The 25,908-nt window shown below is 38.8% G+C and carries 25 protein-coding genes and 1 pseudogene; 18 read left to right on the forward strand and 8 right to left on the reverse strand.

What is annotated here, in order from left to right; translation table 11 throughout:
* The first annotated feature begins 98 nt into the window (after window positions 1-98).
* From H148_RS0100410 to H148_RS16955, 14 genes are all read left to right on the forward strand, one after another.
* Complete coding sequence (locus H148_RS0100410) at window positions 99-2,108, forward strand: alpha-ketoacid dehydrogenase subunit alpha/beta (RefSeq protein ID WP_051286100.1); 2,010 nt, start codon at window positions 99-101, stop codon at window positions 2,106-2,108.
* A gap of 129 nt (window positions 2,109-2,237) precedes the next feature.
* Window positions 2,238-2,399, forward strand: a complete 162-nt coding sequence (locus H148_RS18435; RefSeq protein WP_029033028.1) for a DUF1328 family protein — start codon at window positions 2,238-2,240, stop codon at window positions 2,397-2,399.
* Between the two features lie 82 nt (window positions 2,400-2,481).
* Window positions 2,482-2,958, forward strand: a complete 477-nt coding sequence (locus tag H148_RS0100420) for a lipocalin family protein (RefSeq protein ID WP_029033029.1) — start codon at window positions 2,482-2,484, stop codon at window positions 2,956-2,958.
* An 11-nt stretch (window positions 2,959-2,969) separates the two neighbouring features.
* Entirely contained in the window at window positions 2,970-3,665 is a 696-nt protein-coding gene (locus H148_RS0100425; protein WP_029033030.1) for a YiaD family glycine zipper/OmpA-like lipoprotein, read from the forward strand.
* A 29-nt stretch (window positions 3,666-3,694) separates the two neighbouring features.
* Complete coding sequence (locus tag H148_RS0100430) at window positions 3,695-4,846, forward strand: NAD(P)/FAD-dependent oxidoreductase (protein ID WP_342663229.1); 1,152 nt, start codon at window positions 3,695-3,697, stop codon at window positions 4,844-4,846.
* Entirely contained in the window at window positions 4,846-5,553 is a 708-nt protein-coding gene (locus H148_RS0100435; protein WP_029033032.1) for a methyltransferase domain-containing protein, read from the forward strand. Before H148_RS0100430 ends, H148_RS0100435 begins: the two co-directional genes overlap by 1 nt.
* Window positions 5,554-5,562: 9 nt before the next feature.
* On the forward strand, window positions 5,563-6,615 hold the full coding sequence (locus H148_RS0100440) for a type III polyketide synthase (protein WP_029033033.1): 1,053 nt from the start codon (window positions 5,563-5,565) through the stop codon (window positions 6,613-6,615).
* Complete coding sequence (locus tag H148_RS0100445) at window positions 6,609-7,403, forward strand: enoyl-ACP reductase FabI (RefSeq protein WP_029033034.1); 795 nt, start codon at window positions 6,609-6,611, stop codon at window positions 7,401-7,403. The genes H148_RS0100440 and H148_RS0100445 overlap by 7 nt, the downstream gene beginning before the upstream one ends.
* 109 nt (window positions 7,404-7,512) lie before the next feature.
* Window positions 7,513-7,965 carry a 3-hydroxyacyl-ACP dehydratase FabZ family protein gene (locus tag H148_RS0100450; protein ID WP_029033035.1) on the forward strand — a complete coding sequence of 151 codons (453 nt, stop codon included), beginning with the start codon at window positions 7,513-7,515 and terminating at the stop codon, window positions 7,963-7,965.
* The gene (locus H148_RS0100455; protein ID WP_029033036.1) at window positions 7,962-9,236 is read left to right on the forward strand and encodes a beta-ketoacyl-[acyl-carrier-protein] synthase family protein; all 1,275 of its coding nucleotides are present in this window, start codon (window positions 7,962-7,964) and stop codon (window positions 9,234-9,236) included. The genes H148_RS0100450 and H148_RS0100455 overlap by 4 nt, the downstream gene beginning before the upstream one ends.
* Before the next feature lie 55 nt (window positions 9,237-9,291).
* Window positions 9,292-9,546, forward strand: a complete 255-nt coding sequence (locus H148_RS0100460; RefSeq protein ID WP_029033037.1) for an acyl carrier protein — start codon at window positions 9,292-9,294, stop codon at window positions 9,544-9,546.
* A complete protein-coding gene (locus H148_RS18220) occupies window positions 9,543-10,145 on the forward strand; it encodes a 4'-phosphopantetheinyl transferase family protein (RefSeq protein ID WP_051286101.1) in 603 nt (200 codons plus the stop codon). Before H148_RS0100460 ends, H148_RS18220 begins: the two co-directional genes overlap by 4 nt.
* A gap of 60 nt (window positions 10,146-10,205) precedes the next feature.
* Window positions 10,206-10,937, forward strand: a complete 732-nt coding sequence (locus H148_RS0100470) for an MBL fold metallo-hydrolase (RefSeq protein ID WP_029033038.1) — start codon at window positions 10,206-10,208, stop codon at window positions 10,935-10,937.
* A gap of 308 nt (window positions 10,938-11,245) precedes the next feature.
* A complete protein-coding gene (locus H148_RS16955; RefSeq protein WP_051286102.1) occupies window positions 11,246-13,276 on the forward strand; it encodes an aconitate hydratase in 2,031 nt (676 codons plus the stop codon).
* Between the two features lie 44 nt (window positions 13,277-13,320).
* Here the strand turns inward: H148_RS16955 and H148_RS0100485 are convergent, their stop codons facing one another.
* Window positions 13,321-13,887: a 3-hydroxyacyl-CoA dehydrogenase NAD-binding domain-containing protein gene (locus tag H148_RS0100485; protein ID WP_029033039.1), complete on the reverse strand. Its 567-nt coding sequence runs from the start codon at window positions 13,885-13,887 to the stop codon at window positions 13,321-13,323.
* Between the two features lie 191 nt (window positions 13,888-14,078).
* Here H148_RS0100485 and H148_RS16960 point away from each other — a divergent pair, with 191 nt between their 5' ends.
* A complete protein-coding gene (locus tag H148_RS16960) occupies window positions 14,079-14,582 on the forward strand; it encodes a DUF4251 domain-containing protein (protein WP_051286103.1) in 504 nt (167 codons plus the stop codon).
* A 284-nt stretch (window positions 14,583-14,866) separates the two neighbouring features.
* Here the strand turns inward: H148_RS16960 and H148_RS18225 are convergent, their stop codons facing one another.
* Genes H148_RS18225 through H148_RS0100505 form a run of 3 tightly spaced genes read right to left on the reverse strand, consistent with a single transcriptional unit; the run spans window position 14,867 to window position 17,430 of the window.
* On the reverse strand, window positions 14,867-16,534 hold the full coding sequence (locus tag H148_RS18225; RefSeq protein WP_051286104.1) for a KGGVGR-motif variant AAA ATPase: 1,668 nt from the start codon (window positions 16,532-16,534) through the stop codon (window positions 14,867-14,869).
* Between the two features lie 7 nt (window positions 16,535-16,541).
* A complete protein-coding gene (locus tag H148_RS16970; RefSeq protein WP_211222964.1) occupies window positions 16,542-17,048 on the reverse strand; it encodes a helix-turn-helix domain-containing protein in 507 nt (168 codons plus the stop codon).
* Between the two features lies 1 nt (window position 17,049).
* A complete protein-coding gene (locus H148_RS0100505) occupies window positions 17,050-17,430 on the reverse strand; it encodes a type II toxin-antitoxin system HigB family toxin (RefSeq protein ID WP_029033040.1) in 381 nt (126 codons plus the stop codon).
* Window positions 17,431-17,762: 332 nt separating this feature from the next.
* On the opposite strand from H148_RS0100505, the gene H148_RS0100510 reads away from it, so the two are divergent.
* On the forward strand, window positions 17,763-20,078 hold the full coding sequence (locus H148_RS0100510; RefSeq protein ID WP_037324409.1) for a S9 family peptidase: 2,316 nt from the start codon (window positions 17,763-17,765) through the stop codon (window positions 20,076-20,078).
* Window positions 20,079-20,148: 70 nt separating this feature from the next.
* On the opposite strand, the gene H148_RS0100515 is transcribed toward H148_RS0100510, so the two are convergent.
* From H148_RS0100515 to H148_RS18780, 4 genes and pseudogenes are all read right to left on the reverse strand, one after another.
* Window positions 20,149-20,622 (reverse strand): DUF1569 domain-containing protein, encoded by a 474-nt coding sequence (locus H148_RS0100515; protein ID WP_029033042.1) that lies wholly within the window; start codon window positions 20,620-20,622, stop codon window positions 20,149-20,151.
* 115 nt (window positions 20,623-20,737) lie between these two features.
* Window positions 20,738-21,472 (reverse strand): translation factor GTPase family protein, encoded by a 735-nt coding sequence (locus H148_RS18770; RefSeq protein WP_245583365.1) that lies wholly within the window; start codon window positions 21,470-21,472, stop codon window positions 20,738-20,740.
* A gap of 42 nt (window positions 21,473-21,514) precedes the next feature.
* Window positions 21,515-21,778: pseudogene (locus H148_RS18980) on the reverse strand (elongation factor G); the annotation flags it as partial.
* Window positions 21,732-22,856, reverse strand: coding sequence for a GTP-binding protein (locus H148_RS18780; RefSeq protein ID WP_245583366.1), 1,125 nt, complete (start codon window positions 22,854-22,856; stop codon window positions 21,732-21,734). The pseudogene H148_RS18980 and the gene H148_RS18780, both read right to left, overlap by 47 nt.
* Window positions 22,857-23,157: 301 nt before the next feature.
* On the opposite strand from H148_RS18780, the gene H148_RS0100525 reads away from it, so the two are divergent.
* Together H148_RS0100525 and H148_RS0100530 are read left to right on the forward strand one after the other, a co-directional pair.
* Entirely contained in the window at window positions 23,158-25,026 is a 1,869-nt protein-coding gene (locus H148_RS0100525) for a M61 family metallopeptidase (RefSeq protein ID WP_029033043.1), read from the forward strand.
* A 114-nt stretch (window positions 25,027-25,140) separates the two neighbouring features.
* Window positions 25,141-25,908: transposase (locus H148_RS0100530; RefSeq protein ID WP_029033044.1), on the forward strand; the 768-nt coding region annotated here is incomplete at its 3' end.

Here is a 25,908-nt window from a genome sequence, read left to right on the forward strand (position 1 = left end):
CAAAGTTAAATAAAATACTTAGAGTGGACTTGGCTTTAAATTTTTCTTAATAACAAGGAGTTCTATTTTAAGTACATTTGATAAACCAATTATTAAATATGGAAATCAGTCAAACTCCATTCCAATCCAACATAAAATTCAACAGGACCAATTTTGAGGATGAACAACTACTTAAAATTTATAAAGCTCTTTTAAAGCCACGACTCATTGAGGAGAAGATGTTGGTTCTTCTTCGACAGGGGAAAATATCCAAATGGTTTAGCGGCATAGGTCAGGAAGCGATTTCTATTGGAGTAACACTTTCTCTTCACAATGATGAATATATTCTCCCAATGCATCGCAACCTGGGAGTTTTTACAACCAGGGAGATTCCTCTTCACAGGCTTTTTGCCCAATGGCAAGGAAAAGCCCCGGGGTTTACGAAAGGGAGAGATCGCAGTTTTCATTTTGGAACCCAGGAATATAAGATTATTGGGATGATCTCCCATTTAGGCCCTCAGCTTGGAGTTGCCGATGGAATTGCCCTGGCACACAAACTTCAAAAAGAGCAAAAAGTAACCGCAGTTTTTACGGGTGAAGGAGGGACCAGTGAAGGAGATTTTCATGAAGCTCTTAATATAGCATCGGTTTGGAAGCTCCCGGTGCTGTTCTGCATTGAGAATAATGGCTACGGACTTTCCACTCCAACTTCCGAGCAATTTAACTGTGAACATATTGCAGATCGTGCCGTTGGTTACGGTATGGAATCCCATATAATTGACGGGAATAATATTCTTGAGGTGCACGAGAAAGTTTCTCAGCTGGCCGAAAGCATGCGGAATAATCCTCGTCCGGTTCTGGTTGAATTTAAGACTTTCAGGATGAGGGGACATGAAGAAGCCAGCGGAACAAAATATGTTCCCGATCAATTGATGGAGGAGTGGGCTAAAAAAGATCCTGTGGACAACTTCAGACAATTTCTGTTGGCCGAAAATATTCTTTCTGAAGATCTTGATTCCAAACTTAAAATGGAGATCAAGAAGGAAGTAGATGAAGATCTCAAAAGCGCAAACTCTGAAGCTGCTATTGAATTTAATAAAAGTAAAGAGTTAAATGATGTTTACAAAGAGTTTGTTTATGAGGATATTAAACCTTCAGAAGAAACTGAAGAACTTAGGTTCATAGATGCAGTTTCACAGGGATTAAAACAATCCATGGTGCGACATGAAAACCTGGTTCTCATGGGTCAGGATATTGCAGATTACGGCGGAGTATTTAAGATCACAGAGAATTTTCTTGAGGAATTTGGGAAAGAAAGAGTACGAAATACTCCAATTTGTGAATCTGGTATAGTGGAAACCGCCATGGGACTTTCTATCGCAGGTATGAAAGCCATGGTAGAGATGCAATTTTCTGATTTTGTGAGTTCGGGTTTTAATCCGATTGTAAATTATCTGGCCAAGGTCCATTACCGATGGGGCCAAAATGCCGATGTTGTTATAAGAATGCCCTGCGGGGCGGGAGTGGGAGCAGGACCGTTCCATAGTCAGACTAACGAAGCCTGGTTTACTAAAACTCCGGGTTTGAAAGTGGTTTATCCTGCATTTCCCTATGATGCTAAAGGCTTATTGAACACTGCATTTAATGATCCAAATCCTGTGCTCTTCTTTGAGCATAAAGCCCTTTACCGCAGCATAAGACAACAGGTGCCAAAAAACTACTACACCCTACCATTTGGAAAAGCTGCCCTACTGAGAGAAGGGGAAGATGTGACGGTGATTAGTTTTGGGGCAGCAGTTCACTGGGCCCTGGAGATCCTCGAGGCAAACCCCGACATAAAAGCCGATCTACTTGACCTGCGTACTTTGCAGCCACTCGACAGCGAAGCTATATTTTCTTCAGTTAAAAAGACGGGAAAAGTCATCATTCTACAGGAGGATAGTTTATTTGGAGGGATAGGAGCAGATATTGCTGCTATAATTGGGGAGGATTGTTTTGAATTTTTAGATGCTCCGGTAATGCGCGTAGGAGGTCTCGAAACTCCTATTCCATTCTCAAAAGCTCTGGAAGAAGGATATCTTCCAAAAAAGCGGTTTGAGGAGAAACTTTTCGAATTATTGAAGTATTAAGAAAGAATTGGCTTCGTTTTTAAATTGTTAGGATATCTTTACAAAAAAGTTGTTAAATAAGTAATAATCTTTTGTGTGACGGGTGGTCGAAACGTAATTTAGAGTAACTAATCACTAAAACCTTAAATTATGATACGATTAATCGTTATCTTTTTAATCATTGCAATTATTGCTGCCATTTTTGGATTTGGTGGAATTGCAGAAGGTGCTGCCGATATCGCGCAAATCATCTTTTACATCTTCCTTGTATTATTGGTTATAGCACTAATAAGTAGACTTTTCAGAAGATAATTGTAGAGAGAACAAATCCGGTGTCAGTTGAAACTTTGAATAGTCCTGACATTGGATTTTTTTATTAATCAAAAATAGAAGAATGAAAAAAGTTGGTTTTTTAATTTTAAGTGTGTTTTTCCTAGTTTCCTGCGGCTCAAGTCGTGTTGAAAATGATGCAAGGGCTACCATAAATGGAGATTGGCAATTGACTGATATTACCTACCCTGGTAATGACCAAAATGTACAGGTATCGCTCCTCAATGATGTTCCTGCGAGATGTCTTGAAGGCAGTACCTGGAATTTTATTTCGAACAATAACACAGGATCTTTTGTTAATTCAGGGATCAATTGTGATTCCGAAACCGAATTCTTTATTTGGTCTATAGATGGCTCTAATGCTGCTATGGGTAACTATGATCTTATGTTCAAACCTACCAATGCCGACCATAAATCTGAAACCGGTAATCAAGGTTACAGGATAAATCTTACTCAACTTTCCGGTGACCAAATGACCTGGGAACAAACAGTAAGTTTTGAAGGAAAACCTTTTACCATTAGAATGAACTTTAATAAATAAAAGAAACTACTATGAAAATGAAACAGAATAGATTATTTGCCTTTTTATTTGCAGCACTTATCACGTTAGCGGGATGTGATGCCACAAGAAATGCGAATAATAAACAAAAAGGAACCGTCATAGGTGCATCAGGTGGTGCAGTTATTGGAGGGGTTGTAGGTAACAATGTAGGAGAAGGGAATACCGCACTTGGTGCCATTATTGGTGGTGTTGTAGGTGGTGCTGCCGGTGCATACATTGGTAACCGAATGGACGAACAGGCTCAGGAGATCGAACAGGAGATCCCGGGAGCAGAAGTTGAAAGAGTTGGTGAAGGTATTAACGTAACATTTGATGAAACCAGCGGAGTATATTTCGCTTCAGAGGAATATGCCATTGAAGGAGAGTCTAGAGAAGCATTATTAAAGCTTGCTAATATTTTTGAAGAATACCCAGATACTAATATTTTGGTTGAAGGGCATACAGACAGCTCTGGAAGTGATGCGTATAATTATACTCTTTCTAAGAACAGAGCACAGGCTGTAACCGATTTTCTTACCAGTCATGGAATCTCTTCAGGAAGAATTGATACAAAATGGTATGGTGAGACTCAGCCAAAATATGATAACTCTACCGTAGAAGGTCGTTCTAAGAACCGTAGAGTGGAACTTGCGATCGTAGCTAGCGAGGAGCTTGTAGAAGAGGCAAAACAAAAGGCCGGCAATTAATATTCCGGATTAAAGTAAAAAACCCGGTTTTGCCGGGTTTTTTTATTCCTTATAAAACCGAAATGATTAACAGCAATATCATCATTGTGGGCGGTGGCCTTGCAGGTTTGACTGCTGCAATACACCTGGCTCAAAAAGGACAAAAAATCACTCTTTTTGAGAAAGACAGTTTTCCGCATCACAAGGTATGTGGTGAATATCTTTCCCGGGAAGTAAAACCTTACCTGGATGATCTGGAAATCAACCTGGAGAAATTGAAACCTAAAAATCTCGATCGGCTTTTATATAGTACGCCTTCAGGACGGTCTATTGAAGTTGACCTACCTTTAGGTGCCTTAGGAGTCAGTCGTTATGCTCTGGATGAATTGCTTTATGAAACAGCCAAAGCTAACGGGGTAGAAGTGTTGCAGGAAAAGGTCACGGAAATCACATTTTTAAAAGACCGGTTTAAAGTTACTTCTTCCGAAGGAGAATATTCAGCCGGTTATGTTTTGGGTGGCTTCGGAAAAAGATCGCTCCTGGACAAAAATCTCAACAGAGAATTTTTTAAAGAGGCGGCACCATGGGTGGCAGTAAAAAGCCATTATCAACTGAAGGATTTTCCCGATGATCTTGTAGCATTGCACAACTTCAAAGGCGGCTACTGCGGACTCTCCCGCACAGAATCAGGTAATATTAACATGTGTTACCTGGCCACTTATGAAAGTTTTAAAGCTCATAAAGATCCTGAGATATTCAATGAAAAAGTACTTCGGAAAAACCCATTTTTGAATAATTTCTTAGCTGAAGCTTCGCCGGTCTTTGAACAACCCTTAACTATTGCACAAATTTCCTTCAGTAAAAAAGAGGCGGTTAAGGATCATGTTCTTATGATGGGAGATACAGCCGGACTCATTCACCCCTTGTGCGGGAATGGAATGGCTATAGCAATTCACAGTGCTAAAATAGCTTCTGAAGAGATTTTAAAGCATTTTAAAACAGGGAACAGCCGGGAAGAAATGGAAAATGCATATAAGGAACGTTGGGATAAAATTTTTAGCCAAAGATTTAGAACAGCTTTCTGGCTACAAAAGATCCTGCTCAGCGAAAATCTGGCAGAAATTTCACAGACACTTATTTCGACTATGCCATTTCTGCTTCCAAAGATCATTAAAAAAACACATGGAGAACCAATCGTTTAATGGTAAATACACGAAATAGATCAAACCAAAAGGAGATCATGGACGATCTCGATATGCAGGGGGAAGAGCTCGAGAAAACGCTGCAGGATCTCGACAAAGTAAACCGATGGTTGGGTGGTAATGAAATCACGTTGGAAGGAGTGAAGAAACTTCTAAAAAGCTGCTGTTATAAGCGGCCCATCAGGATCATTGATGTAGGCTGTGGCAATGGCAGTATTCTTAAAGAGGTAGCAGATTTTGGTCGAAAAACGGGGGAGAAGTTTGAGCTTCTTGGAGTTGACGCCAATACGAATGCAATGTCGATTGCAGAGAAAAATCTTTCGGCTTATCCTGAAGTTTCTTTCCGTGGTATGGATGTGTTTTCAGAAGAATTTAAAGCCCTGGAAGCAGATATAATTTTGTGTACCTTGACCCTGCATCATTTTACAAATGGGCAAATAAGGGAGCTAATGAAGATCTTTACTCAAAAGGCTGAACTTGGAATAGTCATTAATGATTTAAAAAGAAGCCGGTCTGCTTACTACCTCTTTCAGGCATTTTGTGCGGCTTTTGGAATAAGGGAGGTCAATCGCAAAGATGGTCTAACATCTATCCTTAGAAGTTTTAAAAAAGAGGAACTTGAGGAGTTTGGAAAAGAATTAAATGTAAGTCGGCAGGAGATTAATTTAAAGTGGGCTTTCAGGTATCAATGGATACTGTATAATTAGAAAAAAAGAATGAGTGTAAAAATAACGACAGTAGCAAAACAACTTCCGGAGTATTCCCGTGAAACGGCAGAGGTCATTCCATTTGTAGAGACCTGGCTTGACGGACAGGAGGAGAGGTATAAAAGAAAAGTGATCAAGATCTTTGAGGGAGCTGCGGTCGATAAGCGATATTCTATTATGGAACCTTCGGAAGTCTTTACAGCGACTTCATTTGAAGATAAGAACAGGATCTATTCCCGGGAAGTAAAAAAATTAGGTTCAAAAGTGCTGAAAAAGGCCCTGGAGCAATCAAATTGGGAGGCTGAATCTATTGATTACATCATTACCGTTAGCTGCACCGGAATTATGATCCCGTCGTTGGATGCTTACCTTATAAATGAATTGCAAATGCGACAGGACGTTGTTCGTCTTCCTGTCACAGAAATGGGATGTGCCGCCGGAATTTCAGGAATGATCTACGCCAACAATTTTTTAAAAGCCAATCCCGGAAAAAGAGCTGCAGTTATTGCGGTTGAGAGTCCCACAGCTACTTTTCAGCTGGAGGATTTTTCAATGGCAAATATGGTTAGCGCGGCAATTTTTGGGGACGGTGCTGCCTGTGTCCTCATGTCTTCGGAAGAAGATGCCAGGGGACCAAAAATCGTGGGAGATGATATGTACCATTTTTTTGATGCCACAAATCTTATGGGTTTTGACCTCACAGATCTCGGACTGAAAATGGTGCTGGATCCCGCTGTACCACAAACTATTGCCGATCATTTCCCAAACATAATTCATCCCTTCCTGAAGAAAAATAATACATCCATTGAGAATGTGGACCACCTTATTTTCCATCCCGGAGGAAAAAAAATTGTGCAAACAGTTGAGGATCTTTTTGGTAAATTAGGTAAGAACATAGATGATACTAAGGAAGTGCTCAGGCTTTACGGAAATATGAGCAGCGCAACAGTGCTTTATGTTCTTGAAAGATTTTTAAACCGGCCGATAGAAACAGGGGAGCAGGGACTCATGCTGAGTTTTGGACCCGGATTTTCGGCTCAAAAAATATTGTTGGAATGGTAAAGGATTTTGAAGAAAAAAATTACTGGGCCCTGGTTCTGGGCGGGAGTAGCGGCCTTGGCTTTGCTTCGGCTAAGAAGCTGGCAAGGCATGGAATGAATGTCCTTGTGGTCCATCGTGACAGGAAGGACGATCTTCCCGAAATTAAGGCAGCTTTTGATGAGATACGGGAGCTGGGTGTAAAACTGCATTCCTTTAACCGGGATGCGACCCGAAAAGATCGCCGGGAAGAAATGAGACAGGAAATGAAGGAGATCATGGGAGAAACCGGAAAAATTAGAACCATGATTCACAGCATCTCTAAAGGCAATCTGAAGTCAATGCTGGGAGAGGAGCCAACCCTTGGAAATAATGATTTTCAACAAACCATAGATGCGATGGCGATAAGCCTTTATGATTGGACACGATTGATCTATGATGCCGGTCTCTTTGCCAAAGATGCACGAATTTTGTCCTTTACCAGCGAGGGCAACACTAAGGCCTGGAAAGATTATGCAGCAGTTTCGGCGGCCAAGGTTGCCCTGGAGGCGATCACTCGCAGTATTGCCCTTGAATTTGCCCCAAAAGGCATTCGGGCAAATTGCATTCAGGCGGGAGTAACTGTTACCCGTTCTCTGGAGTTGATCCCAAGCTATGAAACTTTGCGGCAGCATGCCCTGAAGCGGAATCCCTTCAAACGTCTTACCACCCCCACAGATGTTGCCAATGCCGTTTACTTATTGAGCAAAGACGAAGCAAGCTGGATTACAGGAACAGTGATTCCTGTAAATGGAGGAGAACACCTAAAGTAATGTGTGCAGTGTGGAGTACTCAGTAGGCAGTAATTGCAGTTAAAAATACGGGTTAAGAAGAACAAAAAATAAATTTAAGCACCAATTTCCGATTTTAGGAGAATTAACTGTGGGACCAGAAACCTTGAGTGAACATCAAAAAATTATTGACCTTCTTCCTTATTCACACCCTTTCCTTTTTGTGGATGAGCTGGAAAAAGTAACTGAAAATGGCATTTTAGGCACTCATACTTTTCCGATGGATGCCTATTTCTATAAGGGGCATTTTAAAGATAATCCCGTGACTCCGGGAGTGATCCTCACCGAATGTATGGCGCAAATAGGAGTAGTTTGCCTGGGAATCTTTCTTCTGAAGGATGAAGAGCTGCAAAGTTTCGGTGTTGCCTTGTCAAACGCATCAATAGATTATTATTTGCCGGTATTGCCGGGGGAAAAAGTGAAAGTAGTTTCAGAAAAACTATATTTCAGGTTTGGCAAATTGAAATGCAAAGTAAGAATGTTTAATGCTGAAGAAAAGCTCGTGTGCCGGGGGGAAATTTCAGGAATGATAAAAGCTGAATGAATAGAAGAGTAGTAATAACAGGAATGGGTGTGGCCGCTCCCAATGGCGTTGGATTAAAAGCTTTTTCTGAAGCTCTAAAAAAGGGCAAAAGCGGAATAAAATTTCAACCCGAGTTGGAACGGCTGAAATTCAGGTGCCAGATTGCAGGCAAGCCTGAAATTTCCGAAGAAATGCTAAAGGAATATTTTACAGATCTCGAACTCAGAGGGTTGAACAGCAGCGGAATCGTATATGGTGTAATTTCTGGGGTGGATGCCTGGAAAGACGCTGGTTTGCCCTTTGGTCCCGAAGCGGAAACCGACTGGGATAATGGAATCATCTTTGGGACCGGGATTTTAGGAGTCGATAAATTCAGGGAAGCAATTCATTTAATTGATGACAAGAATACCCGCAGGCTTGGCAGTACAAGTGTTGTTCAAACCATGGCTAGTGGGATTAGTGCTTACCTTAACAGCAAATTGGCCTGTGGCAACCAGGTTACTACCAATTCTTCGGCCTGTACCACAGGAACAGAAGCCATTTTAATGGCAGCCGATAGAATTCGTGCGGGTAAAGCCAAAAGAATTTTAGCGGGCAGTTGTGGTGATAGTGGTCCTTACGTTTGGGGTGGCTTTGATGCCATGCGAATTCTTCCACATAAGTATAATGATAATCCCCAAGCGGGATCAAGACCTATGAGTGAATCAGCAGCGGGTTTTGTTCCGGGGAGTGGGGCAGGAGCACTGGTGATTGAAGACCTGGAGTCGGCATTGGAAAGAGGAGCAAAAATCTATGCCGAAATCCTGGGTGGACACATCAACAGTGGCGGACAAAGAAATAAAGGTTCCCTGACGGCCCCGAATTCTGAAGGCGTAAAAAAATGTATCGGAAATGCCATTTTTGACGCCGGAGTACGACCAGACGAACTCGATACCATCAATGGGCATCTAACCGCTACTGCCATGGATCCCACAGAAGTTGCCAACTGGAGCGAAACACTTAAATTAAGAGGAACTAAATTCCCTTACATCAACAGCCTTAAGAGCCTTACAGGTCATTGTCTTAGCGCCGGAGGGAGCATAGAAAGTGTCGCAAGTGTATTGCAAATAGACGAAGATTTCATCTTTGGAAATATAAATTCCGAAGATCTGCATCCTGAGATCGAAAAGCTTGTGCCCCGCAAAAATGTTCCGGAAAAAACCCTTTTTAAGGAGGTAAATATAGTGGCTAAAGCAAGTTTCGGTTTTGGAGATGTCAATGCCGTGGTGATTTTTAGTAAATTCCGGGATTAGTTATTAATCAATGGAATTCCTTGAACTTTAAACCTTAAAATCTGAACCAGAGGAAATGGAAACAAAAGAAATAATTTATTGCCTAAAAAAGATAGTGAAACCCTATGTTCAGAATGATCTGGCGTTTCAGGATTTTGGAAAGGACACAGATTTTATAAAAGATCTGGAGATAAATTCTGCCAACCTTGTGGATATTGTGCTGGACGTGGAAGATGAATTTAATATAGCCATAGATAACGATTCCATGGACAAAATGCTCACCGTCAAAGACGCAGTAGAGATCATCAAAACAAAACAGCAGGAACAGTGATAGGGAATGATGTGGTAGACCTGAAACTGGCGGAACGGGAGAGCAACTGGCGCAGGAAAGGTTTTTTAAAAAAAGTGTTTTCCCCGACAGAACAGGCTTATATTACCACATCTACAGATCAAGACCGGTTGGTATGGCTTTTATGGAGCATGAAAGAAGCGGCATACAAAGCACATCAAAGGATGTTTGATCTACCACGACGGCTTAACTGGTTAGCACAGGAATGCCGAATTTCTAACATGACTTCAGAAACTGCTTCAGGTACAGTAGATATTAAAGGGAATATTTATTACACTTCTTCAGAAATAGCTTCAGAATATATCCACACTTCGGCAGAGAAATTTATTGATTCGGGTGTCAAAAGTGGCATTTTTGATGCCTCTTCTTCCGAAGTAAAAAATGAGCTAATCTCAAAAGTAGCTAAACAATTTGAAGTGAATCTTATAGAGCTTCAGCTTAAAAAAGATGAACTTGGAATGCCTTTTTTGAGCAGGAACAACTCAAAAATATTTGATAGTTTTTCTTTTAGCGGACATGGGAGGTTTAATGCTTACAGCCTGTCGTTAATTAACTGTGAAACCGCAGTTAAACAGTCTTAAGGCTTTTGGACGCTTTTGGGTGCGATTGTATCTTTAATTGAACCCAAAAACAAAAATTAAATGAAATCTGTCGATAAAAAAGAAGTTATTAGCAGCCAGTCGGCTGAATTTATTCAACAAGCTGAAGCGGGAAAATTTCACAAGATGATTCCCGATACTTTTATTATTAAAATGGAAAATGGTGCCCAGGGATATGCCATAAGACATCTGAACAGACAGGATATTCTTCTTATAGACACCACTGCTCCCGGAGCTAAAAACGGAATAAAACACCTGGTAGAAGAAGGCTATAAGATCAAAGGGATCCTGGTGACACATAAAGATGCTTTGCAAAAAACATATGCTCCATTAAAAGAAATTTCTGAAGATGCAGGTGGTGCGCCTATCTTTAGCCACCCCGTAAATAACACCAATACAGATTTTAACGTTCGGGATATCAATGCTAAAAATGATATTTTCAAACATTTTTCTATTGAACTTACAGATTTCCCTTCAAAGGGCGGGGAAACAGCAGTTGTTTATACTGAAATCAATGAAGGAATGATCTTCGCCGGAGACACTGTTGAAGCGACTTCTTATGACCAGGATGGTGACGAATTTAAAAGAGCCGACACCGGCAGTGAGAACAAGAACCGCGGAATGGGTGAAACCTGGAGAACTTATATGAAAGATTTCAGGTATTCCTTCCCTTACAAGGGAAAGCCGAAATTTAATCTTTCTGAAGGTCAGCAAAAGGATTTGATCGTAAAATTAGGTAGTACGGGAGAAGGCGGCAGTAATCCGAATCTTTAAGCTGTTGTAAATACCCAATAATTTACGGCCGTCAATTTGATTCAATTAATTTGAGTCTGGCGGCTTACTATGAAAAAGAAAAAGAGAAACAGGACTATACCCTGCAGTACTTTCGCGTTTGCCTCGATTTTTCACCTTCATATGAAGTGCTGAAGAGTTCCGGCAAACGTATATGGAAGGTGCTTTTCGGATAGTCCTCTTTCTTTTTTGTGCTTTTACGAACTTCCTGTTTAAGTATAAGATATTGTTAAACCACCCACCATTCCGGCTGAATTTTGATAATTTAAAAGGAAATAAATCTTCAAAAAATGTCACAACTCAACGTCACCCAAAAATTAATTAAAGAACACCTTTTAAAAGGGGAAATGACCCCGGGCAAGGAGATTGGTATAAAAATAGACCAGGCTTTGCTACAGGATGCCACAGGAACCCTTGTACAGCTGGAACTTGAGGCTATGGGCCTTGACCGTGCAAAAACTGAAGTAGCCGTACAGTATGTAGATCATAACCTGTTGCAAACAGATTTTAAAAATGCCGATGATCATGCATTTTTACTTTCGGCATCTCAGCGGTTTGGAATCTGGTATAGTAGACCCGGGAATGGAGTAAGTCACCCGGTGCACATGGAGCGCTTTGGTAAACCGGGTAAAACAATGGTGGGATCAGATTCCCACACCCCTGCAGCAGGATCGTTGGGAATGCTGGCAATTGGTACGGGAGGATTGGATGTGGCCGCAGCCATTGCGGGTCAACCATACTTCGTGAAAATGCCGCAGGTGATGGGAGTGAAGCTTACAGGGAAAATGCCCGACTGGGTGAGTGCAAAGGATCTTATCCTGGAGATGCTGCGCCGTTACGACGTGAAGGGCGGAGTAGGGAAGGTGATAGAATATTATGGTCCCGGTCTGGCAGAATTAAGTGCTATGGATCGTCATGTGATCGCAAATATGGGAGCTGAACTTGGTGCGACAACAACGGTTTTTCCAAGTGATGAAATGACAAGAAAATTCCTGAAAAGTCAGGATAGGGAAGAGGATTGGACAGAACTTTTAGCCGACGAAGGTTGTACTTACGATCTCGAAGATGAAATTGTACTGGATGATCTTGTACCGCTCATAGCTAAACCCACAAGTCCCGGAAATGTCGTAACTGTAAGAGAAGTCGAAGGAATGGAGATAGGACAGGTGGTTATAGGATCATCTGCAAATCCCGGAGTTAGGGATTTTTGGGTAGCAGGAGCGATTGTAGACGGTAAGGCAACCAAAGAAGAAGTTTCTTTTGATGTAAATCCAACCTCCAGGCAGGTAATCCAGAATCTCATCGCCAATAAAGGCTTTGAGAAGCTTATCGCCGCAGGGGCCCGGTTCCACCAGTCGGGTTGTATGGGATGTATAGGTATGGGACAGGCACCGGCATCAGATACTATAAGTTTAAGAACAATGCCCCGGAATTTTCCAAGTCGGTCGGGAACAGAAGATGACCAGGTCTACTTGTGTAGCCCCGAAACTGCAGCAGCCTCCGCTTTGACGGGAAAGATCACAGATCCCCGTGATCTTGAGAAGCTTTATGGTATGAAATACCCTAAGTATGAATATCCCGAAAAAGAATTGATCAATACCATGATGCTTGTAAAACCACCGGAAAATACAACTGAGGTGGAGCTGAAGAAAGGACCGAATATTAAGTCGCTCCCTTACATTGAACCTCTTAGAGAAGCCTGTGACGTGCCGGTTTTACTTAAAATGAGTGATAATGTTTCCACAGATGAGATCCTACGGGCGGGAGCAGAGGTGTTGCCTTTTAGAAGTAATTTACCCGAAATAAGTAAATTCTCATATTCAGTAATTGATGACACTTTCTATGACAGAGCTCAAAAGGCTAAGGAAACCCATGGAGGACATGTGGTAGTAGCCAAAGATAATTACGCACAGGGTTCCAGTAGAGAACATGCTGCACTGGCTCCAAAATATCTGGGACAGATTGCAGTTATAGCCAATTCCTATGCCCGCATCGCCTGGCAAAATTTGGTCAACTTCGGAATTCTGCCTTTGGAATTCATTGATATTTCTGACTATGATAAAATAGAACAGGGAGATCACGTTAATCTTCTTAACCTACGGGAGGACGTGAAAAACCGGAATAATATTAAAGTAGTTGTAGATAAACAGAATGGGCAACGTGTGGAGTTTGATACTAAACACAGTATGAGTGACCGCCAGATTCAGGTACTCCTTAAAGGTGGAATTATAAATGAATTTAAGGAACAACTTAAAAATAAAGAAGTGAACGCCGTAAAAGAAAATACGGTTACTGATAATGAAAGGAAACAGATAAAATAGAAACAGCTGTGAAGCTGAGGACCCGGACGAATTGTCCGGGTTTATTATTTCTGTCGTTCCAGGTGTTTTATAGTTACTTCCATACCTATGCTTCCAAAGAAATCTATTGTAGATTCTAATACATCTTTTCGGATGGTGGGCAAGTCAATTACTTCTAATGTATAATTTTCGCCGAAGTCATCTGTAAAATGAAGAGGAAGGAATTTATCTGATCTTCCTGAAGCCTTTGCAAGCATCTCAGAATCCAAACCTTCTGAAGTGGTGACTAAAAAAGCATTTTTAGGAGCAGATTTTTGAAGTTCCCTATAGAAGTACTTTTTGGCTTTAATATCTTCAGCTACAGCCTCAATAATCAATTGGGCATTCCCGGCCGCCTCTGTAATATCCTTAGAATAGGCAATATTGGCCAGAGCAGCTTCAATTTCTTCTTTAGATGCGTCGTAGTGGTTCTGATAATAGTCACTAAGTTGACGAAATCGTGTTCGGGCTTCTTCCAACAGGCCGTAATCCATGTCATAAACTGTAACGTCAATTTTATTAAAGGCAATATGAAAGGCTAACCTGGAGCCAAAATTCCCCGTTCCGAAAACAGTTACTTTTTTAATTGTCATAGCAGCAAAAATTTAGTCCTCTTAAGGACCTGTTGAGACCTAATGTCCCATTTATATTTCTTAAAGCCTGTCAAGGGAATATTAATTTCCTTTATTTTCAGACTACTTTAACTTTAAAATAGACTAATGTAAAAGTTTGAGTATCAAAACCTCAAAATTTTGTATTTTAAGGTGAATTAATTCAAGTATAAATGAAGAAGCATATCCCTGTAACATTCCTGTTTTTTGCAATATTATTGACTTCCTGTGGTAGCTTCCAGAGAGATAGTTCGAATTCCATTGAATATATCCAGATGTTGGAAAAGGTACAGGATCTTGAATTTGAGATCGAAAATGAATGGGCTAATCCTATGAAATACAGGAGAGTAAATTTATTAGGAAATCCAAATCATATTAAATTTGAAGGAGATAGTGTGAAGGTATATCTGCCATTTTTTGGAGAAAGGCAATTTGGAGGGGGTTATGGTTCTGATGAAGGTGCCATACAGTATGAAGGACCTTTAAAGGATCTTCGAATTGAAGAAAGGCCTCGAAAAAATCAGATCCGAATTTTCTTTGAAGGGAGCAATGACAGTGAAAATCTGGATTTTAGCGTAATTGTATTTCCGAATGGTAAAACAACTACATTGGTAAATTCTTCACAGAGGGATCAAATTAATTATGAAGGAAAGATTAAAAAACAAGAATTGGAATAATTTATTAATTGTAATAAAAATTCATTATTCACCAAATTGACATTTAAATTTAGAAAACCGGGAGATTCCTTCGACTGCATAAGAAAAGGGGTTACATAAATAATTCCAGGTTTTCTTTATTTTCTATTTTACATAATATAAATTATAGTTCACACAAAAAATATATTGTTTTTTAAATCTCATTTCAATGTAAGACAACTTAGGACTTTAAAAATATGGTCCCTTCAACCATCCGATTTTATATCTAAAATTTTATAAGTTCTTTAAATACCATAATTCAACATTTATATCTCTTGAGGAAATTCAATCTTAATATTGTATTTATCCAATATATTCAGAAATTTGGGATCTTCATAAAACTGAATATAAATATCTTCCTCATCAATAACATGCTGAAAGACTTCATTATTCATTCCAAAATTAAAAGCTAACTCCAAGTTTTTATAAAATTCTCTTTTATTTCCCAAATGTGCATGAATTTCAGCTAAAGTTGTTGTGGCATAAGGATTTTGTGGATTTATTTCAAGCGCTTTGTAAATAAGGTCAAGAGCAATTTCATACTCTCCATTTTTTCTATAAGTATCCGATATAGAGTTATATCCATTATCATAATCAGGATGATATTTGATTACCTTCTCCTCATATTCTAATGCTTTAGTCATTTCATTTCTTTTATGATATATTAATCCCATTTGAACTAATGAACCTAATTGTTTTTTATCTTTTTTTAAAATATCAACAAAAACAGATTTTGCTTTTTCTTCATCTATTTCTTTTAGAGCCAACCCTTTTATGTACAAATAGTCTAAATTACTTGGATTAATTTCCAAAGCTTTTTGTATTGTATCTAATGATTCATCATAATTTCCATTTTCATAAAATACTCCTGCTAAATCATGATAAGCTTGATTAGATTTTGGATTTAATTCTATAGCGCTTTTTAAAAGCTTGATTTTTATTGAATTATTTGTTGCTGACCTTGATTGTTCAATTAATACTTTTACTCTTCTTAAAGTGCTGAATCTTTCTCTTTCTTTATCAGACAATACATCTTTTGTTAATTCTTGAAATAATTCTAAATAGTCAATGGAAATTGGAGGTTTATCTTTATCTAAATCTTGTCTATCATGTTCATAGCCAATTTTAAATTTTTCTTCAAGTTCTAAATCTGGATCAGAATGAATGATGAATATTTTTTCTAACTTAAAATTATTATTTTTGTGCCGCTTTAAGTAATGATTAATATCTCGAAAAGCTTTATTTTTTACATTTTGTACTTTAATTTTCTGTTTTGGTTCTGAGGAGTAAGGAATCCTTGATAGAACCACATTTAATTTTGGAACACCTTCAATAAAGGTATTCTCTGGAATGGTTAAGGTGTTTATTATTTGTTTTGTCCCTTCTATGTTTTCTTTATTGTTAGCAGCCATTAAAACTATTTCATCAGCTAAAACAGACATTGTTATACCTGAAATATCAGTTATCCCTGTTCTAGAATCTATTAATAAAAAATCTGGTTTGAGTTCTTTTTTTATTCTTTCTTTTAAATCAATAAACAGAGCAATCCCTTGACTATTATCTTCATAAAAAAGTTCATTCCATTTTATTGATGAAAGTTTTCTCCAATAGTCTTTAGACTCAGTATTACCCGCCGCAATTAAGCTAATGTCTTTCAAGTTTTTATTCTGAAATCTGACTTTAGTCACATACTCAGATAAGGATTCAGGACGAATTTTATTTTCAGAAAATTCATAAATATAATCAACAATTCCATTATTAATAATTGATTTCTTTAAATTCTTTCTAAATTTATATTGGAGACCAGGTGCTTCCAAATCAAAATCTAATAAGCATACCTTTTTTCCAAATTCAGAAAGCCTTTTGGCAATATTTGATAAAGCAAGTGTTCTCCCAACTCCTCCTTTGTAAGAATAAAATGTTATTGTTTTCATATTCAATTTAATTTAATTGGACATTCAATAACATGCCATTGTTTCTAACCCTGTTGGAATATGAAGCAATATATTGGGAAAAAGCTTCATCAAAAGCAAAGGGAAACGAAGAAGTATTTTTTGAGACATTTCTTTTTTTATTGAATATCTCATATGGAGTATTCAAGATATCTTGATCAATATTTAAGAAATCTGATAGGCATCTTATCATTGATTTTGATAATCCTCTTTTTTTATTCATGACTTCAGAAACCACTCCCTTACTTCCAATTACACCAATCAAATCTTTTTGTTTTAAGCCCATATAATTCATTTTTAATTTAATAATTTCAATGGGGTTGCCTTTTTCAATATGAAAATTATTGTTTTCATAATCATTAATAAGTTTGTCTAATAACTCAAATTCATTAATAAGATCTTCGTCTTCAACAAATTTTGGATTATCACCTATTTCTTCTAACCGATAAATAGCATTTTGATAATCCTGTTCAGATTTTAATATTTTTTGTTTCATCTTAAGACTTATTTTGATCAAATAAATTTATATCGTATTGATTTTTATTCTTTACTAGTTTATCATATTCAGCATGTGTACCAATCCATTTTAAATAAAGTATTGAGATTTTCATGTTCTCAAAAAATTGATATTTTGCTATAATTCTTATGTGATTTCCTTTTACATCAATGACTACTCTTTCCGATGATTGAGTTGCTTTTTTGGTGTCTTTTTTACCTAAAAAGTCAACTGCCTTAGCTCCGAAAGTTTCTACTATATCTTGTGGCTTTTTCCATGTACTTGATTCAACTACAGATAACCAAGCTTGAAGACCTTCTCGATAATTGGAGTGTTTCTTTATAAAATCTTTTATATGTTTTTTAGCAACAACACGGGCCATTGGATTCTAGAAATTTCAACAAATATATAAAAAGTTCTCAACACGAGAACTTTTTATATAAACCTTTAACACAATTTAAAATTTTTTTCACACACATCCACTCCTCTTCTATTGTCGTTTCTTGTATATTTCTGACCTATATACCGAGCTTATATAGATAACGAAATTCTTTTTGCATCCACTCTACCTACACAACGGAATTTAGGCTTTATTTCTGGTACTATAGGAAATTGACTGCATTTCAAATCTAGATCATTGTTCATCTTACCAGAAAGATTTGCAGCTTTACCAAAATTAACTAACTTCCGTGCCTTAACTATAAAAATTTTCGAATGAAGAACCGGTTTTTAAAAATGTCATCTATCCTTGTATTTTCCGTGGTCACCGGAATTAGTGGAATTCAGGCTCAGGAAATAGAAGGTTCCTGGGAAGGAAAATTGAATGTTCAGGGTAACGAACTTCCCTTGAAATTTGATATAACCCGGGAAGACGACTCACTGGTCGGGACTATGGATAGTCCGTTGCAGGGAGCTTTCGGATTGCCTCTGGATGAAGTCAAACTGGAAAATGACCAGGTTACCCTCTCCTATTCACAAATTGGGGCCACTTATACCGGCACTCTGAATGGGGAAACTATTACCGGTACTTTTAAGCAGTCCGGACAGGAATTTCCTCTGGTACTTCAAAAGGTAGAAAAAACAGTTCCCGGAGATCCAACTCTGCCTTCTTCAGAAAAAGAATTGGAGCAACTGGCTGAGTACGATCAGGGGAATTACAAATATGAAGTAGAAGATTATTTTGCTAAACCAAAGGCGAGTTCTTTCCAGTTCTCTCCAGATGGAAAGTACATGTCCTACCGTGAAAAAGATGAAAATGCCAAAAATCATGTTTATGTAAAAAACCTTGAAACTAATGAAATTACCAGAGCAATTGTGGAGAAGGATGAATTGGTAAGGGGCTATGGCTGGGCAAATGAAAATAGACTCCTCTATGTAATGGACAAGGGAGGAAACGAAAATTACCATTTATACGCAGCAGATGTTGACGGTTCAAACACAAAGGACTTAACACCATTTGAAGGAGTTCAAACCCAGATTTTAAACCTCTTAAAAGATGATAAAAACCACGTGATTGTTTCTATGAACAAGAAAAATGCACAGGTTTTTGAACCATATAAGGTGAATATTGAAACCGGAGAGATTGAAAAACTATACACCAATGATGATGTAGAAAATCCTATTATGAACTATCTTTTTGATAAAAACGGAACTTTAAGAGGATTTGTACGCTTACGGGAAGGTGTGAATATGGATCTCTACTATAACAAAGATACAGAAAGCCGGGATTTTGAGGTAATTAAGCAGAATAACTGGAAAGATACCTTTAATCCTACTTTAAATTATGCTACTGAAAATCCTCATGATGCATATGTTATTTCAAATCTCGAAACAGACAAAAACACAGTTTATCTATACGACCTGAAAGAAAACAAGATTATTAAAAAGTTGTTTTCCAATGACAAGTATGATATTTCAGGAGTTTCTTTATCAAGAAACCGGGATTATGAACTTGACTATTACTCTTATGAAGGAGAAAAGCGGGAGATCGTTCCGGTTAGTGATTACTATAAAAAGCTACATAAGCGAATCACTGAAGAATTTCCCAATAAGCAATATTCTATAGCCGATAAAACCGATGATGAAAGTAAATATCTTGTTTTCCTTCAAAGCGATAAACTATACGGTGAATATTGGTCGTATGATGTAGAAAACGATGAATTTGAACTGTTGTACAATTTGATGCCACAGCTCAAAGCCGAAGACATGGCCGAAATGAGGCCAATTACCTTCAAAAGCCGGGATGGAAAAACCATACATGGTTATATTACCCTCCCAAAAGCCGCTCTGGAAGGAGAAAAAGTTCCCGTTACCGTCAACCCACATGGAGGGCCACAAGGAATAAGGGACTCCTGGGGCTTTAATCCCGAAGCACAATTATTTGCCAGCCGTGGCTATGCTACGCTACAGGTCAATTTCAGGATCTCTGGTGGCTATGGCCGTGAATTCCTTGAATCGGGCTTTAAACAAATTGGAAGAAAGGCTATGGACGATGTAGAAGATGGTCTACAGTACGTAATTGATCAAGGCTGGGTAGATCCAGACAAAGCTGCTATTTACGGTGGAAGTCATGGTGGATATGCCGTGTTGAGAGGTCTTACAAAAACTCCCGATCTTTATGCTGCAGGTGTGGATTATGTTGGAGTTTCCAATTTATTTACATTTATGGAAACCATTCCGCCTTACTGGAAGCCTTATGAGAAGATCTTAAGGGAAATCTGGTATGATGAAAACGTGCCGGAAGAAAAAGCCATTATGGAAGAAGTTTCCCCAGTGTTCCACATTGATAAGATAAAGAAACCACTGTTCGTGGTACAAGGCGCTAATGACCCGCGTGTCAACATCGATGAATCCGATCAAATCGTGAGAGCACTACGCGCAAAAGGCGTGGATGTTCCTTATATGGTAAAGTATGATGAAGGACATGGTTTCGGGAAAGAAGAAAACAGAATTGATCTTTATGAAGCAATGATGGGCTTCTATGCCAAGCATTTAAAGGACGAGGAACTCGAACCACAGTTCAGGGATTAATTTAAAGTCACCTTTATACCTATAACTTTTTTTTTGATCTCGTCTAATTCACTTGCTTTTTAATAAAAAGTTATTTTGTCTTGTCTTCAAGGATTTCCCTTATAATTTTAAGATGATGCTCAGTATGGATCACAAGGAACTTAGGAGTTTTATCTCTCTTTATGTGCCCAAAATATGGATGCTCAAAAAAGGCATTTTCAGGAAGTTTTGTAATTCCATTGATCCTTAATTTTGCTGCAGAGATCTGTTCCTGCAGTTCTGCTTCTGAAATATTTTCTTCAGGAATTACCTTTTTTGGTGCTCTCGCTTTTCCCCTGGGAATTTTGCCGAAAAGATACACTAGTTCCTTCTTCCAGCTGAAGGATTTGCGGTAAGAAGCCGGTTCAGATTGCTCCAGACCGGTAATAATAGAGTTGATCACCTTCAGGTTATGTGCCAGATGCCAACCAACGGGCGCCTTGGAGACTTCTGGCTTTTGTAACGTCTTGTGTTTAATGTAGCTCTCCATTTCTCCTAACTGCGCCTGCAGTACTTGTAATTTCATAGACTAGCTTTATTTTTTCATAAGTTAAGAATTACAAACATATTCTTACCCGCAACTTCCAGACGGTTGCGGGTAAGATATTTTGATCGATAATAATGGATAATCCTTTCAGAATTTAATGAACTAATTCCCTGTTGTTCGTCAATTCAGCCTGAATATTGGCAGGAACAGGTTGATAACCAACAAAGCTTGTGCTGAAGGTGGCTCTTCCTTTGGTAAGGGACCGAAGTTCAGTAGAGAATCCAAACAATTCAGATTCAGGTGCAATACATTTTAAAACCTGATAATTCTCTGCACTTTCTATACCCTGGATAATTGAGCGCCGGCTTTGCAGTTCGGTCATAACATTACCCACCATTTCTTCCGGCACCTTAACTGTTAGGTCCAGGGCAGGCTCAAGCAGTTTAGGATCTGCATTCAAAAATGCCTTTTTGAAGGCGTGTGCACCTGCAATTTTAAAAGAGATGTCATTAGAGTCTACAGAGTGCATCTTTCCGTCATAAATCATGACTCTCACATCGCGGATATATGAGCCGGTTAAAGGACCCTTTTCCATGACCTCAAGAATTCCTTTCATGACTGAGGGCAAATACCGTTGATCGATCACTCCTCCCACTATACAGTTGTAAAATACCAGCTTTCCTACCCATGGTAGATCCAGTTCTTCTTTTCCCCTTATATTAAAACCGTCCGGCTCAGGCATATTCTCCTCCCATGGTTCTATTTTCATATAAACTTCAGCAAATTGGCCGGAACCTCCCGATTGTTTTTTATGCCGGTAGTTCGAAGCTGATGAACTTTGAATAGTTTCCCTGAAGGAAATTCTTGGATTTTCAAATTTTGCCTCCACACCATAAAAATTTTTGAGTAGCCAATCTATAGTTGCCAGATGAAGTTCCCCCTGGCAGGCCAGGATCAACTGTCTCGTCTCATTGGAAAAGGAAAATTCTACTGTAGGATCCTGGCTATGAATTTTTTTTAAAGCTTCATTTAGTTTTTCCTCATCCTTGGTATTTAGTGCCGATACTGCCCTTCTTATCCTGGATTGAGGATACGTAATAGGTTTTAGGGCAACTACTTCCCCGGGAGCACCTAACGTATCATTGGTTTCAGTATGTTTTAGTTTTAGAGTTGCTCCTATATCCCCGACGACCAGCTTTTGAAATCATATTTCTTTCTTTACCATCCATGATGAAGAGCTGGTTGAGAACTTCGATCTCTCCATTTCTCGTATTTATCAACTTATCATTTACTTTCACCTCTCCTCTTTTCACCTTGAAAAATGTCACCTGCCCAAGGTTGGGTTGGTGAACAGTTTTAAATACGAATACCACTGGTGGTTCTTCAGGTTTAGGTGAAATATTCGTCCCTTTTGCAGTGATTTCAGGTTTAAGCTCGGTTGCTGCGGGAGCCACGTTATCAATAAACCCCATAAGTCTGCCGCTTCCCATATCATTAAGAGCAGAAGTACAGAAAACCGGGAAAAGGTCATAATTAAGCATTCCTGCCTTTATTCCTTTTCGCATTTCATCTTCGTTAAGCGTGCCCTTGTCAAAATATAATTCCATTAATTCCTCGTCATTTTCGGCTGCTTTTTCCACCAATTCATTGTGCAGGGCAGCCGCTGTAGCTTTTTGATGTTCAGGAATGGGAAGCTTCTCGGGTTTCCCTCCTTCCGGAGAAAATTTGTACATCTTCATTTTGAGTACATCAATAATACACTGTGCACCGTCATTGATAAGAGGATACTGTATCTTAACCGCTTTTTTACCTACCAGGTCTTTGACACCATTAAAGCTTTTCTCAAAATTAAGCCCTGGGTGGTCAATCTGGTTTATAACAAAAACGGTTGGTTTATGATATTCTTTGATATAATTCCAGATGATCTCGGTTCCTACTTCCGCCCCGTACTGGCCGTTTAGAACAGTGACTATGGTATCAGCCACTCTAATGGATGAAATGATCTCTCCAATATAATCATCCAGACCGGGAGTGTCAATAATATTGATCTTGAAATTCCTCCACTCGGTATGCAAAGGTGTGGCAAAAACAGAATTCCCTTTTTCATGCTCAATTTCATGATAGTCTGAAACCGTGTTTTTAGCTTCTACAGTACCACGCCTGTTTATCAAACCGGCTTCAAATAACATGGTTTCTGCTAAAGTAGTCTTGCCGCTATTATGGGCGCCGACAAAGACCACGTTTTTGATGTGTTTGTCATCGTAAATTTTCATCTTTTAAAGGTTTTAAAGGAACAAGAGGGAAAGAGAGTGCGAAACATCCGGGAAAATTTGTAAGATTGTGCATATAATTAATCATAAGTTTCCTGGATTAACTTAAAAATAAACACCTATTAAATTTAATAGTTTTGGATTATATTTTTTTGAATAAATTAATAATTTCACTCTTTCATGACCAATATCATAAAAGCCAGGTTATTTGGGTTCAGGAATAAATATTTAATTAGATCTGTAATTAGCTTCTTTTTGTAACGTTTTAAGAAACATGAGGTCTTATTCAAAACTAAAAATCTTTATGAAAAAAATAATCTATTCCCTGGCATTGACTGCCATGGCTTTGGGTTGTAAAACCCAACAAGTTTCCGAACCTGTCGTTCAACCCATAGTTGCCACTCTGGACCTGGTGAATGTGAAGGATGACAAGATCATGGTCACTGTGGATCCAGGAGAAATTAATACTGAAACTATAATATTTTATATTCCAAAAACAGTTCCCGGCACCTACTCTACTTCTAATTATGGGGTTTATGCGGAAGATTTGAAGGCTTTTGATCGGAAGGGTAACGAATTGCCTGTCACGGTTTATGATGAAAACAGCTGGGGCATTGAAAATGCAACCAGGTTGGATAAAGTTACGTACTGGATGAACGATACCTTTGATGTTGATGGGGAGGGCGGTATCTATTCCATGGCTGGAACTAATATCAATGAAGGAAATAATTTCCTGCTGAATCTGCACGGTTTCGTTGGTTATTTCAACGACCTTACTGAAGTCCCATACCGTTTGGAAATTACCCGACCCAATGATCTTTTCGCCGGAAGTGCCCTGGATATTACTGAATCTTCTCAAATTAATGCAGTTACAACTAAAGACATTTTTAATGTTAACCGATATTTTGAGGTGACTGATAATCCAATAATGTACGCAGTACCCGATACAGTAAGCTTCAAAGTGGATGAAATGGATGTGCTCCTTCACGTTTATTCTCCCACCAATAAATTCAATGCGCAGGATTTTAAACCTGCCATGGAAAGGATGATTACAGCTCAAAAGGATTTTCTGGGTGAAATTGACAGTACCGATAAATATGCAATTCTCCTGTATCTTTCTGCTACGCCCGGTGAAGGAGATGCCTCCAACTTTGGTGCGTTGGAACATCACACCTCTACGGTTGTGGTTATGCCCGAGGATATGGGCAAGGAGGCCCTTAATGAATCCCTTACGGATATAGTTTCCCATGAGTTTTTCCACATTTTGACTCCGCTTGGGGTGCATTCAAAAGAAGTTCATTATTTTGACTATAATGATCCACAGATGTCGCGGCACCTTTGGCTTTACGAGGGTGTTACCGAATATTTTGCAAATCTTTTTCAGGTGAATCAAGGGCTCATTACTCCTCAGGAATTCTATGACAGAATGCAGGAAAAAATTGTTGTTTCAGGGAGATTTGACGATACAATGTCATTTACCGAAATGAGTCAGAACATCCTGAAAAAGGAATTTAAAGACAGCTATTACAATGTATATCTGAAAGGTGCACTTATAGGTATGGCTCTGGATATTAGGTTGAGAGAATTAAGCAACGGGGAAATGGGCTTGTTGGATCTAATGAAGCAACTCACCACGATGTACGGAAAAGATAAACCTTTTGAAGACGAGGAACTTTTTCCCGTCATTACCGAATTGACTTATCCCGAGATCGGGGAGTTTTTCAATACTTATGTTAGTGGGAACACTCCAATCCCATACAATGAATACTTTCAAAAAGTAGGACTGGAAATGAGGGAAGGTGAAGTTCCGGTTGATTACTTCCTGCAAGACCCTTCTACACCCTATATTACCGTTAATGCTGAAGGAGAGATCGTTTTGAGAAATGATATGCCTTTAAACACCTTCTTTAAAGAAGTCGGATTAATGGGTGGGGATATCATAAAAACAATTAATGAAAAACCATATAATGTTCAAAACGTTTATGACCTCATTAATGATTCTGTAAACTGGTCTGTTGGAGATCCTGTAAGTTTCACTATTGAAAGAAATGGTGAGGAGTTACAGGTTGAAGGAAAAGTAATTGAGCCTATGGCGACAGGAATGCGTCTTATGGAGACTATGAACCCAAACAGCGAACAAATGGAATTACGCCATAGCTGGTTAAAATCATAAAGTAAAAGAGGCTGTCTCATTAATTTGAGGCAGCTTTTTTTTTTCATTTTATAGGTTCTTGCTATTGAATATTTGAAGGTATTTTCTTACCTTTAGGTATTGATAATCAAACACATGAGCCATAAATTCAAGGTTTATAACCAACAGCAAAACTGGCTTTTTCCTCCTTCCATTGAAGAATTAATTCCACAAGATCATCCGGTGAGGATTGTTAATGGAGTTATTGAACATCTGGATCTAAAGCCACTGATCAAAGCCTATAGTAAAGATGGACAGCCCAGTTATCATCCCAAAATGATGTTGAAGGTGATGGTCTATGCTTATATGGATAACACCTATTCCAGCCGCAAGATTGAGAAAGCCATGCGTGAGAACATTAACTTCATGTGGCTCTCCAATAGACAGGTGGCCGATCATAATACCATTGCTCGATTTAGAAGCACAAAGCTAAAGGGTGTCTTTAAAGACATTTTCAAACAAGTGGTGCTATTGCTGGCTGAAGAAGGGCTAGTAACTTTAAAAGAAGTCTACACCGACGGCACCAAGATCGAATCTGTAGCCGGGCGCTATACCTTTGTTTGGGGTAATGCAATAAAAACACGCAAAGAAAAAATGATGCAGCAACTCGAAGAGATGTGGGAGTACGCTCAGAGTATAGCTGATGATGAAGATAAGGATCCTACTCCTCCAGATTTTAAAAAAGTGGAGAAGGAAAAGGTAGAGCAGACTGCCAGGAAAATTAATAAGATACTCAAAGGAAATGACAAGGCCACTCCTAAGGCTAAGGCCAAGGCCCGGTATATTAAAAATAATTTTGCTGCCAACCTTGAGAAGTATGAGCAGCAGGAGAAACTCCTTGCCGGTCGAAATAGTTATAGCAAA

Origin of the sequence: Salinimicrobium terrae DSM 17865 (genome assembly GCF_000424665.1) — a bacterium.
GTDB classification, from domain to species: Bacteria; Bacteroidota; Bacteroidia; order Flavobacteriales; family Flavobacteriaceae; genus Salinimicrobium; species Salinimicrobium terrae.